Annotated in this window: 19 protein-coding genes; 17 read left to right on the top strand and 2 right to left on the bottom strand. The window is 69.6% G+C overall.

All coding sequences use genetic code 11. The annotated features are described in order from the left end of the window. Positions 1 to 38: 38 nt before the first annotated feature. The 17 genes from GT347_RS19640 (at position 39) to GT347_RS19720 (ending at position 12,986) form a co-directional block, all read left to right on the top strand. Positions 39 to 1,097 (top strand): FliM/FliN family flagellar motor switch protein, encoded by a 1,059-nt coding sequence (locus GT347_RS19640; protein WP_160553809.1) that lies wholly within the window; start codon positions 39 to 41, stop codon positions 1,095 to 1,097. Continuing rightward, the gene (gene sctR, locus GT347_RS19645; protein ID WP_160553810.1) at positions 1,094 to 1,744 is read left to right on the top strand and encodes a type III secretion system export apparatus subunit SctR; all 651 of its coding nucleotides are present in this window, start codon (positions 1,094 to 1,096) and stop codon (positions 1,742 to 1,744) included. The genes GT347_RS19640 and sctR overlap by 4 nt, the downstream gene beginning before the upstream one ends. An 11-nt stretch (positions 1,745 to 1,755) precedes the next feature. Continuing rightward, positions 1,756 to 2,019 (top strand): type III secretion system export apparatus subunit SctS, encoded by a 264-nt coding sequence (gene sctS, locus GT347_RS19650; protein WP_195812359.1) that lies wholly within the window; start codon positions 1,756 to 1,758, stop codon positions 2,017 to 2,019. Further along, positions 2,016 to 2,936 carry a hypothetical protein gene (locus GT347_RS19655; protein WP_160553811.1) on the top strand — a complete coding sequence of 307 codons (921 nt, stop codon included), beginning with the start codon at positions 2,016 to 2,018 and terminating at the stop codon, positions 2,934 to 2,936. Before sctS ends, GT347_RS19655 begins: the two co-directional genes overlap by 4 nt. Continuing rightward, positions 2,936 to 3,901: a hypothetical protein gene (locus tag GT347_RS19660; protein WP_160553812.1), complete on the top strand. Its 966-nt coding sequence runs from the start codon at positions 2,936 to 2,938 to the stop codon at positions 3,899 to 3,901. Before GT347_RS19655 ends, GT347_RS19660 begins: the two co-directional genes overlap by 1 nt. Before the next feature lie 10 nt (positions 3,902 to 3,911). Next, a complete protein-coding gene (locus GT347_RS19665) occupies positions 3,912 to 4,160 on the top strand; it encodes a hypothetical protein (protein WP_160553813.1) in 249 nt (82 codons plus the stop codon). After that, positions 4,157 to 4,516, top strand: a complete 360-nt coding sequence (locus tag GT347_RS19670) for a hypothetical protein (protein ID WP_160553814.1) — start codon at positions 4,157 to 4,159, stop codon at positions 4,514 to 4,516. Before GT347_RS19665 ends, GT347_RS19670 begins: the two co-directional genes overlap by 4 nt. Before the next feature lie 56 nt (positions 4,517 to 4,572). Further along, positions 4,573 to 5,025, top strand: a complete 453-nt coding sequence (locus GT347_RS19675) for a CesT family type III secretion system chaperone (protein ID WP_160553815.1) — start codon at positions 4,573 to 4,575, stop codon at positions 5,023 to 5,025. Further along, a complete protein-coding gene (locus GT347_RS19680) occupies positions 5,010 to 5,489 on the top strand; it encodes an HrpB1 family type III secretion system apparatus protein (RefSeq protein ID WP_160553816.1) in 480 nt (159 codons plus the stop codon). Before GT347_RS19675 ends, GT347_RS19680 begins: the two co-directional genes overlap by 16 nt. Continuing rightward, positions 5,486 to 5,851, top strand: a complete 366-nt coding sequence (locus GT347_RS19685; protein ID WP_160553817.1) for a hypothetical protein — start codon at positions 5,486 to 5,488, stop codon at positions 5,849 to 5,851. Before GT347_RS19680 ends, GT347_RS19685 begins: the two co-directional genes overlap by 4 nt. A 9-nt stretch (positions 5,852 to 5,860) precedes the next feature. Beyond that, positions 5,861 to 6,685, top strand: a complete 825-nt coding sequence (sctJ, locus tag GT347_RS19690; RefSeq protein WP_407704110.1) for a type III secretion system inner membrane ring lipoprotein SctJ — start codon at positions 5,861 to 5,863, stop codon at positions 6,683 to 6,685. Continuing rightward, positions 6,682 to 7,344, top strand: a complete 663-nt coding sequence (locus GT347_RS19695; protein ID WP_160553819.1) for a type III secretion protein HrpB4 — start codon at positions 6,682 to 6,684, stop codon at positions 7,342 to 7,344. The genes sctJ and GT347_RS19695 overlap by 4 nt, the downstream gene beginning before the upstream one ends. Next, entirely contained in the window at positions 7,329 to 8,369 is a 1,041-nt protein-coding gene (locus GT347_RS19700) for a hypothetical protein (protein WP_160553820.1), read from the top strand. The genes GT347_RS19695 and GT347_RS19700 overlap by 16 nt, the downstream gene beginning before the upstream one ends. A gap of 5 nt (positions 8,370 to 8,374) precedes the next feature. After that, positions 8,375 to 9,679, top strand: coding sequence for a type III secretion system ATPase SctN (sctN, locus tag GT347_RS19705; protein WP_407704111.1), 1,305 nt, complete (start codon positions 8,375 to 8,377; stop codon positions 9,677 to 9,679). Beyond that, positions 9,676 to 10,479 carry a type III secretion system export apparatus subunit SctT gene (gene sctT, locus GT347_RS19710; RefSeq protein ID WP_160553822.1) on the top strand — a complete coding sequence of 268 codons (804 nt, stop codon included), beginning with the start codon at positions 9,676 to 9,678 and terminating at the stop codon, positions 10,477 to 10,479. The genes sctN and sctT overlap by 4 nt, the downstream gene beginning before the upstream one ends. Then, a complete protein-coding gene (locus GT347_RS19715) occupies positions 10,476 to 11,000 on the top strand; it encodes a type III secretion HpaP family protein (protein WP_160553823.1) in 525 nt (174 codons plus the stop codon). The genes sctT and GT347_RS19715 overlap by 4 nt, the downstream gene beginning before the upstream one ends. A 99-nt stretch (positions 11,001 to 11,099) precedes the next feature. After that, positions 11,100 to 12,986: a hypothetical protein gene (locus tag GT347_RS19720; RefSeq protein ID WP_160553824.1), complete on the top strand. Its 1,887-nt coding sequence runs from the start codon at positions 11,100 to 11,102 to the stop codon at positions 12,984 to 12,986. A 16-nt stretch (positions 12,987 to 13,002) separates the two neighbouring features. Here the strand turns inward: GT347_RS19720 and GT347_RS19725 are convergent, their stop codons facing one another. Both GT347_RS19725 and GT347_RS19730 read right to left on the bottom strand, forming a co-directional pair. Next, positions 13,003 to 14,991: an FHIPEP family type III secretion protein gene (locus GT347_RS19725; protein ID WP_160553825.1), complete on the bottom strand. Its 1,989-nt coding sequence runs from the start codon at positions 14,989 to 14,991 to the stop codon at positions 13,003 to 13,005. Continuing rightward, complete coding sequence (locus GT347_RS19730) at positions 14,988 to 16,049, bottom strand: EscU/YscU/HrcU family type III secretion system export apparatus switch protein (protein WP_160553826.1); 1,062 nt, start codon at positions 16,047 to 16,049, stop codon at positions 14,988 to 14,990. Before GT347_RS19730 ends, GT347_RS19725 begins: the two co-directional genes overlap by 4 nt. Between the last annotated feature and the right edge of the window lie 6 nt (positions 16,050 to 16,055).

Raw genomic sequence — 16,055 nt, forward strand, 5'->3', positions numbered from 1 at the left:
CCGAATCGCCTTCGTGTTTCGCCTCCATTTTTCCTCCCATGCCAAGCATCGCCACACCCCTGAACCGCGCCTTGCCGCAGGTCGATCGCGCGAGCGTCCGGCTGCGCAGTTGCGCGGCACGGGCGTTGCGCCGCGGCTGGCCATCGGCGGCCACGGGGGCTTGCTTCAGTCTGCAGAGCGTGTCGCCCGCACCTATCGCGGCGGATGCCTTGCTGGCCGTGGTGGCGACCTCGGCGGGCCAGATCAGCCTGGCGATCGAGCCCCAGCGCTGGCCCGCGCTCGCCATGGCCGCATCGCTGCCCGACAGCGGCACGCGGAGCGCGGTCGCATCGCTGCTGCTGGGCGAGTTCCTGGGGCGGCTGGCCGACACCTCCTTCACCGTCGATCTGCGCACCACGGCGCCGCCGGCCAGCCACGGCAGCGGTGTCGCGCTGCGCTGCGGCGACGCACTGCTGGAGGTGTTGCATGTGGACGATTACCTGTTGCAGGCGGCCGAGCGCCACTGCACAGCCCTTGAGCCCACCATGCCCGCCACCGCCCTGGCGTGGCGCCTGCCGAGCCGCCTCATCCTGGCATCCCGTCCCATGCCTAGGCAGGTGCTGCAAGGCCTGCGTTGCGGCGATGTGGTGGTGCTGCCGTTGCACCAGCTGCCGGACGACTCCGGTGCCGGCCGCGGACTGTGTGCCCGGGCCGTGCTGGCCTGGGGCGGCGACTCGCCGTCAGCGCTGCGCGCCCCTGTTCTTTTGCGTGACTCCACCATGACCCTGATCGATGCTCCCCATGAAGACGGCGCCAGCGCCATGCTGCCCATCGAGCGCGATGGCGCGGATGCCAGTGCCGGCATCGTGCGTTCGCTGGCGCGCCTGGAACTGCCGGTGCAGTTCGAACTGGCAGGCCCCAGCCTGCGCCTGGCCGACATCGCCGGCCTCGCGGCCGACGATGTGCTCGAACTCGCCATGCCGATCGAGCAGGCAAGGGTGCGTATCCGGGTGGCCGAACAGTGCATCGGCCACGGCGAACTGGTGGCGCTGGGCGGCCGGCTGGGCGTGCGTGTGCTGCGCATCGAGCCGGTCGATGGCCGGGGAGGCGCCGCGTGAACTTCCAGCCCGGGGACATCGTCGGCCTGGCGCTGGTCACCGTGGCGCTGGGCCTGCTGCCGCTGTTCGTGATGTCGCTGACCTCCTTCGTGAAGATATCGGTGGTGCTCACCCTGGTGCGCAACGCGCTCGGTGTGCAGCAGGTTCCGCCCACCATGGTCATCAACGGACTGGCGCTGATCCTCACCGTCTACATCCTGATGCCCACGCTGCGGGCGACCTTCGACGGCTTCAGGAACAAGCCCGCCGACAGCATCGCCCAGCGCGCCGCCGATCTGCTGGATGCGGCGCACGGCCCCTTCAAGGACTTTCTCGCCAAACACGCGCACGAACGCGAGAAGCGCTATTTCCTGAAGTCGGCGGCCGATCTCTGGCCCAAGGCCGATGCGGAAAAACTCAGGCCCGACGACCTGATGGTGGTCGCGCCGGCATTCGTCGTCAGCGAACTCACCGAAGGCTTTCGCATCGGTTTCCTGCTCTACCTGGCCTTCATCGTGGTCGATCTGGTGGTGGCCAACGTGCTGGTGGCGATCGGACTTTCGCAGGCCTCGCCGACCAACATCGCCATCCCCTTGAAGCTGCTGCTGTTCGTGGTGCTGGACGGCTGGTCCGTCCTGCTGCACGGCCTGGTGCAGACCTACCGCTGAGGGCGCCCGCCGTGGACTCCGACGACGTCATCCGCTTCACCTCGCAGGCCATGCTGGTCTGCCTGCTGGTCTCGCTGCCGGCCATTGTTTCCTCGGCCCTGATCGGGCTGCTCGTGGCCTTCCTGCAGGCGGTCACCTCGCTGCAGGACGCCAGCATTTCCCATGGCATCAAGCTCCTGGTGGTCTCGGCCGTGATCGCGGTCACGGCCAGCTGGTCGGGTGCGCAGATGGTCGACTTTTCACAGGCGCTGCTGCAAGCGGCTTTTCGTCGATGAGCGATATTTCCCCTCTCTTCACGCCGAGCCAGGGGCTCGCGGCCGTGCTGAAATCCGCGGCGCCCGAGCCGGCGACGGCGGTGTCGCATCCGGCCTCTTCGGCCGCGACGCATCGGGTAACGTCACCCGAGATCCAGGACCTGATCCAGAAGTTGACGCGGCCGCCCGTGCGCATGCGTCCCCGCCTGGTCGCCGTGGCAAGAGCGCCCGCGGGCAAGCCGCGGTCTCCGGCCCACCATGCAGAGGAAAGCGTGGTCGACGAAGGCTTCTTCGGCGATACGGGCAAGACTTCCGCGATCGGCGGCAAGGGCCAGTCCGGCCACTCGGACCAGTCCGGGTCGCAGCAGCAGGACTCCCATGGTGGGCATCCGGATGGCGCGTCCGCGCCGGCGGGCGTGGAAGCCGGCTTCGACATTTCAAGGTCGGCATCGCCGTCCACGGAAAACGGCCACCTGGCCCGGGCCTGCGCCGACCTGCCCGAGCGCTGCGCCAGGCATTGCCAAGCGCACGGCATCCAGGCCATGCCGGCCTTTCTGCGCGAGACCATGGGCAAGCTGCTGCCCGAGTTCCTGCAGGACCTGGCCGAGCGCCTGGCTGCACAGCTGCGTACCAGGGAGGATGGCGGCCCGCTGGACCTGGTGGGCCCGATCCGGACGGTCTGCGAGGACCTCCAGAACCGCATGCGACCCCTTCATGCCACCTATGGCCTGCAGCATTACCTGCTGAGCGATGTCCGCGAGACCTTGTGCTCGGCGGAAGACCCGCTGGACCGCAAGGTACAGGACCATGAGCCCGCGGTGCCGCTGCTGCGCCAGCTGCTGGGCGACAGTGTCTATCTGCTGCTGCCCGTCCTGTTCATGGCCTGCGTCGCACGGCCGCCGCAGACCGTTCTTGAGCCAACCGGAGACGCCGCATGATGTCCCTGCGTGTCCTCCTGGGACTGCATGCCGGCGCATCGCTGCCGCTGGTGCCGGGCCGGTACCGCATCGGCGCCGAAGAGGCGGATGCGGACACGGCCGATCGATCCGTCGTGTTGCTCGACTGGACGCTGCCGCCGCTGACGATCGAGGTCGATGCCGCCGGAGCGGTCAGCCTCGCGGCGCAGGAGGGCGAGGCCGATTCGGCCGTCCCTCAGGCCTGGCCCGAACTGCAGGCCCGCCGTTTCGGAGAAGTGGTGCTTTGCGTGGGCGACAGCGATGGTGCCTGGCCGAGCGATGCCGAGCTGCTCGATTGCCTGCAGCCCGGGCCAGTGATGGCCAGGGCCGTGCCTGCGGCGCGTCCGGCCTCCTGGGGCATGCGGGCCGGCTTGCTCGGCGCCGGGCTGCTGGCGGCTGTCACCGGCCTGTACGGCCGCTCCAGCGGACCTCCGCCGCATACCCCGCCGCCCGCGCGGCCCGAGTACGGCGCCCAGCTGCTGCAACAGGACCTGGCGCGGCGTGGGCTCGACGAGCTGACGGTGCGTCCCGCACGCGATGCCGTCGTGCTCAGCGGCCTGGTGCGCGATGCCGATCAGGGCCGCACGGTGCACACCGTGGTTTCGGAGCTGGAGCGCAGCACCGGCGTGGCCGTGCTGGGCCAATGGGAAGTCGCCGACGACATCGCCTCCACCATCGAGGCCGCGCTGCGCCAGCCCGGCGTGAACGCGCGTTACCTGGGCGGCGGGCGCTTCCAGGTCGAGGGCATCGTGGCCGATCCGGCGCGGCTGCGTGCCGCCGGTGCGCCCCTGGTCAAGGACCTGGGCATGAATGTGAAGGGCATCGACTTCGCGCTGGAGCGCAAGGCGCGGCCCAGCGCCTTCAGTGCGGCGATCGCGGCGGATGCGCTGCGGTATGCCGAGCGGCCGGATGGCGCCAAGGTCTTCTCGCGCAATGAGCGCGACTAGGAAGCTGCCGATGTTCGAGCCCTTCACCACCGATCACGAGCAAACCCTGCAGGCCTGGCTGGAGGGCGGAGTGCCAGCCGATGCCAGCGCGCTCACGCCCATCATCGAAGCCTTGGCCATCTGCCAGACCCGCCTGGTCGAAAGGCTCAAGTCCGAAAGCGATGCAGAGGTCCGCCATCAGTGCCGGGTCCTCTATCAGGGCCTGACCCAGTTTCGCGAATTCCTGGCAGCCGATGCAAGCAGGAGTTCTTCGAATTGAATCGCACCCCTCAGGGTGAATCCGTACCCGCGGTTCGGGATATTCGCAAGGAAATGACAATGATTGCAAATGCACTAAGATCGGCGGCCAATTTCGGCAGAAACGCATCGGGCGCCACAAATGGCGTCGGGACTGCTTTGGGTAATGCTTTTGCCAATTATGTTCAATCTTCGGTCGGTAATATGATGAACGATTGGGCAACGCAAAAAGCCGGCGCCGCCACGCGCAGGACCGTCGCCATCGGCGCGGCCGAAGAGGCCGCGACCAATGTGGCGAAGACCATGGCGAACGGTGTCATTGCCGGATCCAAATGGAGTCAGAAGGTTTCCAATGACATCGTGACGGATATGCACTGAGCGTGCATTCGCCAATTTATCTCCTGCCAATTTCTTATTGATCCCTCCACTGCGCCATGGCCCAGGACAAGCTGGCGGAACTGCTTCAGGAGTTCTGCGACACCGTCGGTCTGTATCCGCCCGAGATCCTTCGACGGCGGCAAGTCCAGGTCAAGGGGCTGGAGGTGACTTTCAGCCGCGTGGCCGGCGATGAGGACCATTTCTATTTCGCCTACCAGTTTGGCGCGGTGGCCGCCGGACGCACCTTGAAAGTATTCCGGCTGATGCTGGAGGCGAATGTTTTGGTATATGCCAAGGACGATGCGGTATTGGGAATGGACCCGGATACCGGTGGTGTGATTCTTTCGGTGCGCGGCACTTTCGGCCCGGCGGCGACCGGGCGCTGGCTGGCCGATACCTTGGCGCATTTTGCCGAGCATGCGATTTACTGGAAAAAGAACATCCTCGACTGCGTGGATGAAATGTTCAATGGAATTTCATCGGGAAAATATCAATGGATGCGGGCCTGAATCATGAATTGCCGGTGAATCAGCCTTCAGGCAAGCGGCTCGCCAGAAGCATGGTGCGCTGCGTGATGAAGATGTTGAAAGGCCCGGCGCCGCAGCAGGCGCAGAGCCTGCTCGACTGCATCGCCATTCTCTGCCCCCAGGTCGATATCCGGGAGCTGCAGGCCTTCGAGCATTTCTGCGCCCAGCAATATGTGGATGCGATGCGCCTGTGGAGCCAGTCCGACCAGCCGGCATCCCAGGCGCTCGTCACCCTGTGCCAGCAGGCGCTAGGCGAGCCCAGCTGGCTGGGCAATGCGCAGGCGCTGTTCGAAACGGGAGACCCGTCGGTCATCGAAATCCTCCAGCCCTGGCTGGGGCTTTCACCGACCGCTGAAGAGCCGGCCGAGGCGGGCCCCTCCGGTGAAACGCCGCCCCTTGTCCCCTCGGCTTCGTCCGAAGCCATTTCCCTGTCGCTGCGCGTATGACACTTCCTTCCGTTTCCCTCGCCGATGCCGGCCTGCCCGCGTCCGCGCCGGCTTTTGCCGGCCTGCCTGCCACCGGGGCGGCCGAATTCAGCCAATGGATGAGCGGGCTGGCGCCTGCCGCCGCCGCACGCACCGCACCCTCGATGGTGGCAAGCGTGGTGCGCTTGTCGGCCGCGGCCGGCAATCAGGCCCTGGCGCGCATCGGCGCCGCCGCGCCGCCCGGCGCCTCCCTGCCGGAGCAGATCGCCTTTCACGCCCAGAAGGAGGTCGATGTGAACAACATGAAGACCCTGAGCAACCTCGCGATCGCGGCGGCGCGGATCACCCGCAAGACCGTCGATACCGTGCTCAACAGCAAGTGACGAGGTGAGATGCCCATGAGATGCCTGCGCCGCCTGAGCGCCCTTGTCCTGGCCATGCTGCTGTCCCTGCTGCTGGCCGCCTGCAACGCGGAACTCTTCACCGCCATGACCGAGCCCGACTGCAACGAGGCCCTGGCCGTGCTGCTGGCCGCCGGCATCGCGGCCGAGAAGGCATCGCCGGACAACGGCAAGACCTGGAACCTGCGGGTGCCCGAGGACGCCATCGTGCATTCGCTGGAACTGCTGCGCGAGCGCGGCTTGCCGCGCAACCACTTCTCCAGCCTGGGCGACCTGTTCAAGAAGGACGGGCTCATCTCCACGCCGGTCGAGGAGCGGGTGCGTTTCGTCTACGGCGTCTCGCAGGAGCTGTCGGAGACCCTGTCGCGCATGGACGGCGTGATCGTCGCCCGGGTCCATATCGTGCTGCCCAACAACGATCCGCTGGCCACCGAAATCAAGCCCTCGAGCGCCTCGGTCTTCGTCAAGTACCGGCCGGGCATGGCGGTCTCGGCGCTGGTCTCGCCGGTCAAGAACCTGGTGGCGCACAGCGTGGAGGGCTTGAGCTACGAACAGGTCAGCGTCACCTTCGTGCCGGGCGATGCCGCCTCCGCCTCCGCCGCCGCCGCGACGGTGGTGCAGGAGTTCCCGGTGCTGGGCGTCGTCATGGCCGCCATCGGCGGCCTGGCGGCCTGCCTGGCGATGCTGGCCGGCTGGACCTGGGTGCGCCCCGAGCAGGCCGCGCGCGGCATCTGGCCCCTGCCGGTGCTGGCACGCTGGATGGACCGGCTGCGCGAGCGGCTGGGCAGCAGCGCTGCGACGGGAGCGGATGCATGAAGCCGCAGCTCGACCGAACGGCCATCGCGCCCCTGGCCCGGCGGCTGCAGGCCTGCGGCGATGCCTGGCGCCGGGCAGCCGACTGGGTGCATCCCAGCTGGTACCTGCCCCTGGGCCTGCAGGCGCCCGACCCGGCCAGCGACACGGCCGTGAGCCGTTTCTGCGCGGCCATGGGGCTGGCGATTCCGCCCGCCCAGGCCTTCGACCGCCCGGCCCACCGGCTGGCGGCGCTGCCGCCGGCCACGCTGTGCCGGGTGCTGCGCGCCCGTGCCCTGCTGCGGCATCGCCCGGCCTTGCGGCGCTGCGTGGAACCGGCGCTGCGCCGCCGGCTGGTGAGCTGGCTGCATCCGGTGGTCTTCGAAACCGTGCTGCGCGAGGCCGCGCAGGACATGCAGCGCGACGACGAAGGCCTGCCCCTGCCGCCTTGCGGCCCACGTCCCCATCCGGCCGACACCCTGGCCTGGGAGGGCTTCTGCCTGTTCGAGCGCGACGCGGTCTGGTCCGACCGCGCCCTGCTGCATCGGCTGCGCCTGGGCTTTGCGCAGGAGCTGTGCCGGCCCGCGGCGCTGGACGAGTTCCCCGGCGCACGCGACGGCAGCGCCTGGGTGCTGCAGCGCCTGGAGCGCTTCATACCGGAGGCCACATGGCTGTTTGGCTGAAATGCGCGAACGTCGAACTGGCCTTCGCGCACGACATCGTGCCGCGCGAGGCGATGCGCTCGCTGGAGCGCCTAGACGAGCTGGACGACATCGCCAGCGAAACCCTGGCCGGCCTGCGCGCCGAAGCAGAGGCCGAGGCCGAAGGCATACGCGCCGCCGCCCGGGCGGATGCGCAGGCGATCGCCGCCAAGGCCCAGCTCGATGCCGCCTCCGTCACACGGCTCGGCTATGCCCAGGGCCGGCGCGACGCCTTGCGCCACTGGCATGCCGAGGCGGTGCAACAGCGCCAGCAGGCGGCCGAGCGTTTCGGCGGGCAGCGCAAACGCCTGGCCGACATGGTGGTGCAGGCCACCGCCAGCCTGCTGCAGGGGCCGGCCATGGCCAGCTACATGGAGCAGGCGCTGCAGGCACTCGACACCCTGGCCGAAAAGGACCTGACGCTGTCGGTCACCGTGCATCCAGACGAGGAGCCGCTGGCGCGCGAGGCCATCGAGAAGCTGCGTCCGCGCTGGCGCGACAACACGGTGGTCAAACTGATCGTGTCGGACGCGGTGGCGCCCGGCAGCTGCATCTGCGAGTCGCCGCAGGGTTATGCGGACGGCAGCCTGTCGCAGCAGCTCGCCACCTTGCGCCAGGCCGCGATGGGCGCGCTCGAAGACCTGGAGCCCTTGCCCCATCCGGTGGAGCAGGCCGCGCCGCCGGTGCCGCAGTCCCCGCCGTCGCTGTCCTTCGCGCGGGGGCTGCAGGATCCGCTGGACCCGGGCGCGCCCGGCGCGCCCGACGCACTGGGCGCATTGGGCGATCCGGCCGATGCCATGCGCATGGCCGCGCTGGCCGCGCGCCGCTTCGGCCGCATGCAGGACGGCGAGCAGCTCGACGAGCTGGACGACTTGGACGACATGGATGAGTTCGACGACCTCGACGATCTCGACGCCCTGGGCGACGAGGCCGACTTCGAGAAGCTATTCGGCCGCGAAGGCGCCGCCTCCCTGATGCCACGCAACCGCAGCGGAAAACCATGGTGAGCGCCGTGAGCACATTGAACCCCGCCCCGGCGGCCCTGCGCTGGAAACCCGCCGTCGCCACCGCCGGCAAGGTGGCCGAGGTGGTCGGCACCCTGGTGCGCGCCACCGGGCTGGACGCGGTCTGCGGCGAACTCTGCGAGTTGCGCGAGCGCAGCGGCCGGCTGCTGCAGTACGCCGAGGTGGTCGGCTTTTCCAGCGAGCATGCGCTTCTGATGCCGATGGGCGGCGCGGCCGGCCTGTCGCGCTCCACCCTGGTCGTCGGCACCGGCCGGCCGCTGCAGGTGAAGGTGGGCCCCGGCCTGCTGGGCCGGGTGGTCGATGTGCTGGGCGAGCCGATCGACGGCCGCGGCCCGGTCGCCACCACCGATGAGCGTTCCATGATGTGCGCCCCGCCCGCGCCCATGGACCGGCCGATGATCGCCAGGCCGCTGCACACCGGCGTGCGCTGCGTCGATGCGCTGCTCACCCTGGGCGAGGGCCAGCGCATGGGCATCTTCGCGCCGGCCGGCACCGGCAAGAGCACGCTGCTGTCGATGTTCGCGCGCGGCGCGCAGTGCGATGTCAACGTGATCGCCCTCATCGGCGAACGCGGCCGCGAGGTGCGCGAATTCGTCGAGCGGGTGCTGGGGCCCGAGGGCATGCGGCGCAGCGTGGTGGTCTGCGCCACCTCCGACCGCTCCTCGGTGGAGCGGGCCAAGGCCGCGCATGTGGCCACGGCGGTGGCCGAATACTTCCGCGACCAGGGCGCCAAGGTGCTGCTGATGATGGACTCGGTCACCCGCTTCGCCCGTGCCCAGCGCGAGATCGGCCTGGCCGCCGGCGAGCCGCCGACCCGGCGCGGTTTCCCGCCTTCCATCTTCGCCGAGCTGCCGCGGCTGCTGGAGCGGCCGGGGCTGTCGCAGAAGGGCTCGATCACCGCGCTCTACACCATCCTGGCCGAGGACGACACCGGCTCCGATCCGATCGCCGAGGAGGTGCGCGGCGTCCTGGACGGCCACATGGTGCTGTCGCGCGAGATCGCCGCGCGCAACCACTATCCGGCCATCGACGTGACCGGCAGCCTGAGCCGGGTGATGACCGAGGTGGTCGGCGAACGCCATCAGCGCGCGGCCGGGCAGGTGCGGCGCATGCTGTCGCGCTACCGCGAGGTGGAGACGCTGCTGCGCATCGGCGAATACAAGAGCGGCAGCGATCCCGAGGCCGACGAAGCCATCGCCCGCCATGCGCAGATCCAGGAGTTTTTGGCGCAGCCGGTCGGCGAGATCGTCGACTTCCGCCAGACCATGCGCCTGCTGGAGTCGCTTCAATGATGGCCTCCATGTTCGATGTGCCCCGGCAGATACCGCTGTGGGGCGCGCTGTGGATGCTGTTCTTCATCCGTCCGGCGGTGGCCTTCGTGGTGCTGCCGGCGACCTCGGAGCCGGCCATGACGGCCACCACCCGCCATCTGCTGTGCGTGAGCTTCGCCGCGCATGTGGCCATGGGGGCGTCGCCCGCCACGCTCGAAGCCCTGGCCACGCCGCAGTTCCTGGCGACGGTGGCCGTGCGCGAGGCCCTGATCGGCTTCACCATCGGCTTCGCCGCGGGGCAGGGCTTCTGGGTGGCGCAGTCGGTCGGCGCGCTGGTGGACAACCTGGCCGGCTACAACAACGTGCAGCTGATCAACCCGTCGAGCCCGGAGCAGAACACGCCGGTCTCCGATGTGATGCTGCAGATGTTCGTCGCGGTGTTCTGGACCTCGGGCGGCATGCTCCTGCTGCTGGGCGTGATCGGTGAGACCTACCGCTGGTGGCCGGTGCTCGATCCCTTGCCGCAGTGGCCGGCGGTGCCCGAGGCGCTGGCCGGGATCGGCCTGACCCATCTGATGCGCATGGTGGTGTCGCTGTCCATGCCCATCCTGTTCCTGCTGGCCTTCGTGGATGTCGGCATGGGCCTGGTGGCGCGTGCGGCCAAGAACGCCGACACCTCGCCGCTGGCCACGCCGCTCAAGAGCGCGGTCGCGCTGCTGGCCATGGTGCTGTTCTCCAGCGTGTTCCTGGCCGACATCCGGCATTACCTGTCGCTGGCCGAGCTGCCGGCGGTGCTGGCCAGGTGGCACAGCCTGCGATGAGCGAACCGCCGGTCATCCCGCCGCCGGTACGGCCGGTGCCGCCGCCGCATCGTCCGCTTCATCCGCCGCGGGCGCATGCATCGCCTTGGACGGAAGCCTGGTCCGAACGCGGTACCGCGGTGCAGGGCGAGGCCGCGGAGCAGGCGCCGGGCCCGGCGCTGGCGGCGGCGCCCGTGCCTGGCCGGCAGGGCGGCGACGATGGTGGCGAGCAGGGCGGATCCGGCCAGGCCGATGGCGGCGCGGAGGAACTCGACTGGCGCCTGCAGCAGGTGGCCGATGCGGTCGGCATGGTCTGCCGCTTCGAGCAGGCGCAAAGCGTGTGGAGCGCGCGTATACCGCTGGATGCGCAGCTGCTGCCCGATACGGTGCTGCACCTGTCCTATGCGCCCGGCCTGCTCGCCCTGCGTTTCGAAACCACGCAGTGCTGGGTGCGCGAGCTGCTGAAGCTGCAGCTGCCGGCACTCCAGGCCCTGGTGGCCGAACTGCTGCCGCAAGGCTGCGACGCGTCGGTCATGCTCTGAGGCGTCGCAGTTCGCCTGCCGCAGCCCGGCTTCGCCCGTGGGTCGGGGAGGGCCGCGACGGCCCGAACAATCGAAGCAGCCCACCACCAGGAGCTGCCCATGACACAGGAAATCGCCTTGCGCACGATGCCGCCTGCGGCGGCGGTGCGGTTCCAGCTCGCGGACATCGCGGCGATCACCACCACGACCACCACGACCACCACCACGATCCGGCCCCAGCCGCCGCCGCAGGCCGGAACGGACTTCCTCGTGGCCCTGCACGAGCTCAATCCGGTGGAAGACCCGGAGCAGGGCGATGTCTACTACGACTGCCCCTCCACCTTCGCCGAGCCGGTACTGGACATGCTGGCCAAGGGCATGGACCTGCGCTGGCTGAACCAGCGTGCCGCCCAGGCCGAAGCCGACCAGGCCGCCCATGCGCGCCTGCGCCAGTACGTGGAGGACGGCGGTTGTGCGCTGTACCGCTGGCGCACCGCCGGTGTGCTGATCAAGACGGCGGTGCAGAGCGGCCTGATCGGCGGCATCAATTTCGGCACCTTCGCATGGATGGTCGCGGCGGTGGCGGCGGCCCGCAACCATGGGTCGCACGACCTGGCGATGGGGCCGACCACGCCTTCCTTCAGCGCCAGCGCGGCTGGCCGGCAGATCGTCAACGCCATGCTGGGCGCGGTGCCGGGAGCGCTGGGCTACGCCGTGATCGCCGGTGCCACCGCGGTCACGCTGCGGCCGCTGATCGATGCGATCGCGCTGCTGCTCAGCGGCGGCGGCGTCACCTCGGTGGTGCCGGTCGACCCGTCCATCCTGTATCCGGTGCCTTCGCCGCGGCACGAAGACGGCCGGCTCAAGGACGGCGAGCTCTACACCGCCGAGCTGAAGGCGCATGCCGAGGCCTGCGCCGAGGTGGCGCGTCTGCAGTCCGAGATGACCGGCATCGCCAGCATCTTCAACATCAAGTACGGGACTCCGGCCTTCGGTGCGTGCCATGCCGTCCGCCTGATGCACCAGATCGCCGTGTTCCACCAATGGGGGCTGGCGCCGCACGCGGCCCTGGCCGGGGCACTGTCGGCCCTGGCCTCGTGCTCCGCCAACATCATCTACGGCGGCGCCGCCGCGGCGGAGCGGCTGGGCCACCGGCATGGGCTGGGGGCGGCGGATCGCGTCAACAAGCCTGCCGGGCCGCTCCTGCTGCCGCTCTTCGTGACGGCCGATGCGCTTTGCGCCATCAAGGGTGAGGCCTCGCCGCGGCTCGGCCTGGCGATGCGCACCAGTTTCAGCAAGGCCAGCCGGGTCTATCTGGGCGGCAGCACGCTGGGCCGCAAGCTGGTGCTGGGCATGCCGACGACCGCGCTGGCGCTCTTTCTCGCCACCCTGGTGCCCGACGTGCTGCTGCCCCTGGGCACGCTGGCCTGCGAGATGCTGCGCAGCAACCGCATCGCCGCGCTGGCGGTCTCCGCGCTGACCGGGCTGCTGGCCTACGGCGTGGCTTTCACGCTGCTGGTCAAGGCGCTGGTGCTGATCGAGCGCCATGTGCGCGGCAATCAGAAACGCCGGCTGCAGGAGCAGCGGGCCCAGCTCTTCCGGCAGGCGCTGCGCCAGTTCGCGCACGAGCATCCTGGCCAGACCGGCCCGCTGCGCAGCGGCGAGCCCCGTGCCTGGAGCGCGACCGAGCTGGCTCGCGCCTTCGATGCGATGGACCGCAGGGTGCTGGCCGACATCGAGCATGCGGCGCAGGCCGGACTCAACCGGGACCGCGATCCCGGCGCCGACCGGCGCATGCAGGACGCCTACCGCGCCGAGGCCGAACAGGTGCGCGGCTGGCTGCTGGCAGCGGCCACCGATGCGGCCGAGCAGGCACCGCAGGGGCCGCCCATGCAACGCCGGACGAGCCTGCTGGAAGAGGTGCGCGCGGGCATAGGCGCGATCGCCGACGAGGCCTGCGATGCCGCCGTGGTGGAGGAGGACGACGAGCTGGTCACCGTGTTCTAGCGCCAGGGCGCCGGCGCTAGCGCATCCCTGGCGCTCCCATGCCGCCGCCGCCGCGCGGCGGCTCCGCCAGGCGCGCCTCGCCGGCCGAGACCAGCTCCAGGTGCTCGCCCAGCTCGTGGAAGGAAAACACGTTCAGCCAGGGCAGGCGCTGCTGGATCATGCGGCGCACATAACGCCGGATGTCCATGGCGGTGACGATGGCCAGGTCGTCCCGCGGCTGCTCGCCGCTGACCCGCTGGATCGCCTCGATCGCGCCGGCCACCTGCTCCGGCGGCAGGGTGAGGAAGTTGCCGGTGGGCGTGGGCTTGATGCCCTGGCGTATCAGCTGCTCCAGGTCCACCTGCAGGAACACCGCATGCAGCTTGCGGGCGCTGCCGCCGGCACGCCAGGCGATCATGCGGCCGAGGTCGCCGCGCACGTATTCGGTCAGCACCAGCACGTCCTTCTCCTTCGGTCCCCAGTAGACGAGGCTCTCCAGGATGGAGCGCAGGTTGCGGATCGGGATCTGCTCCTCCAGCAGCCGGCGCAGCACGTCGGCCACCCGCTGCAGCGGCAGCACCTTCTGCACCTCGGTGATCAGGCCCGGGTAGTCGGCATTGAGCTTGTCGAACATCCACTGCGTCTCCTGGATGCCGACGAAGAGATGGGCGTTGCGCGCCAGCACCGCGACCACGTCGGTGGCCACCGCGGTCTCCAGCTGCGCCAGGCCGGGCGGCGGCAGGGGGCGGGTCTCGACCGGCACGTCCTGCACCAGCACGTCGTAGCCGCGGCCTTCGGCCATCTGGCTGGACCAGACCGCCATGCCGGGAAAGGGCACGCCGTACTCCTCCTCCAGCGCGGCGCGCGCCACGCGGAAGGCGTCGTCGAGCGCGGCCGGCTGCAGCCGCGGCACCATGGCCTCGGACAGGCGCAGTCCCAGCGGGCTGGCGAAGACCGGGGCGGCATCGGTGATGCTGGGCGCCTCGCCCTTGGCGCCGTAGCCGCGCAGCGAGGGCATGCGGCGGCCGTCGCTGGTCTCGGCATCCGCACCTTCGCCTCCCGGGGCGGCGCCCCGCTGCAGGCGCCAGGCGCACAGCGCCAGGCCGGCCGAGGCCGTCAGGAACAGCGGGTACGGAAAACCCGGCACCGCCGCGAAGCCCACCAGCAGCAGGCTCGACATGTACAGCGCCGGCGTGCTGCTGCCGAGCTGGCGCACGACTTCCTGGCCGAGCGAATCGCGCTTGGCGGTGCGGGTGTCCAGCACCCGGGTGGTCAGCACGCCGGCGGCCACCGAGATCAGCAGCGAGGGGATCTGCGACACCATCGCATCGCCGATCGACAGCACCGAGTACTTCTGCGCGGCCACCGCCATCGACATCTCGTGGTAACTCACGCCGATGGTGATGCCGGCGCAGATGTTGATGATGGTGATGACCAGGGCCGCGATGGCGTCGCCCTTCACGAACTTCATCGCGCCGTCCATGCTGCCGTGCAGCTTGCTTTCCATGGCCAGCATGGCGCGTTTGCGGCGGGCTTCGTCGGCGGTCATGGAGCCGGCGCGCAGCTCGGCGTCGATGCTCATCTGCTGGCCGGGCAGGCCGTCGAGCGCGAACCGGGCGCTGACTTCCGAGGCCCGCTCCGAGCCCTTGGCGATCACGATGAACTGCACCGCCGCGATGATGACGAACACCGTCATGCCCACCAGCAGGTTGCCGCCGACGACCAGGTTGCCGAAGCTCTCGATGATGTGGCCGGCGTCGCCGCGCAGCAGGATGGCCTTGGTCGCCGCGATGTTGAGCGACAGGCGCAGCAGCGTGGTGAACAGCAGCAGCGAGGGAAAGGACGACATCGACACGGCCGTCGGCGCGTACAGCGCCGACATCAGCAGCAGCACGCTCAGCGTGATGTTGACGGCCAGCAAGGCATCGATGACCGGCGGCGGCAGCGGCAGGATCATCAGGCCGACGATGGCGATGACCAGGCCGGCGGTGGCCAGCTCGCCGCCGAAGGGACGGCGGGCCTTCATGCGCCGTGCCCGGGCTGCGGCAGGCCGGGCTGGGCCTTCATCTGATCCACCCAGTGCAGCATCAGCCCGACGATCTGGAAGCATTCGCGCGGTATGCCGCCGCCCACCGGCACCTTGTAGAGGGTGCGGGCCAGCGGCGGGTTGACGATGACCGGCACCTCCAGCTGCTCGGCCAGCGCGCGTATCTGCAGGGCGGCCGCATCCTGGCCCTTGCACACGACCTGGGGCACGCCGCCGGGCCGGTAGGAGATGGCCACGGCGAAGTGGGTCGGGTTGGCCACCACCATGTTGGAGGACGCGACGGCCGCCGGCGCATCGCCCATCAGCAGTTCATGGGCCAGCTCCTTGCGTGCCTGCTTGACCTCGGGATTGCCCATCTGCTCCTTGTTCTCGCGCTTGATCTCGTCGTCGTCCATGCGGTGTTCGCGGATGAACATGGCGTGCTGGATGCCGTAGTCGATGATGCCGAAGACGATGAAGAGGCCGACCGCGATGAACAGCAGCCGCATCAGCACCTGCCACATCAGCACGCCCAGCAGTTCCGGTGAGCGGGCGGTGGCGCCCACCAGCAGCGGCAGCAGGCCGCGCAGGTTGAGGTAGAGCAGGGCCAGCAGCACGGCCGCCTTGAGCAGGGTGGTGGCGGCGCCGATGGCCGCCTTCATGCCGAAGATGCGTTTGAGGCCGGCCATGGGGCTCACGGCCTCCAGCCGCAGCATCACCGGCTTCATCGAGGTGGTCACCGCGCCCTGCAGGAAGAGCGCCAGCACCGCGCCAAGCATGGTGGCGGCGGCGAAGGGCAGGCACAGCAGCATCAGCTCGCCGGCCATGGCAATCAGCAGGGGTGCCAGGGGTGCGTCGGGTCGCGGCAGCCAGTCCCACACCATGGCGAACAGGCGTGCAAGCCGGTCCATCAGGAAGCCGCCGGAGATCCACAGCATCACCGCCGCGGCGGTCAGCACGCCGGCCGAGGTGGCGTCCTCGCTCTTGGCGGTTTCGCCGTCCTCGCGGGCATCGCGCAGCTTCTTGGGCGTGGGCGGCTTGTTCTTTTCCTCGGACATGGCGGG

The organism is Xylophilus rhododendri (assembly GCF_009906855.1).
GTDB classification, from domain to species: Bacteria; Pseudomonadota; Gammaproteobacteria; order Burkholderiales; family Burkholderiaceae_C; genus Xylophilus; species Xylophilus rhododendri.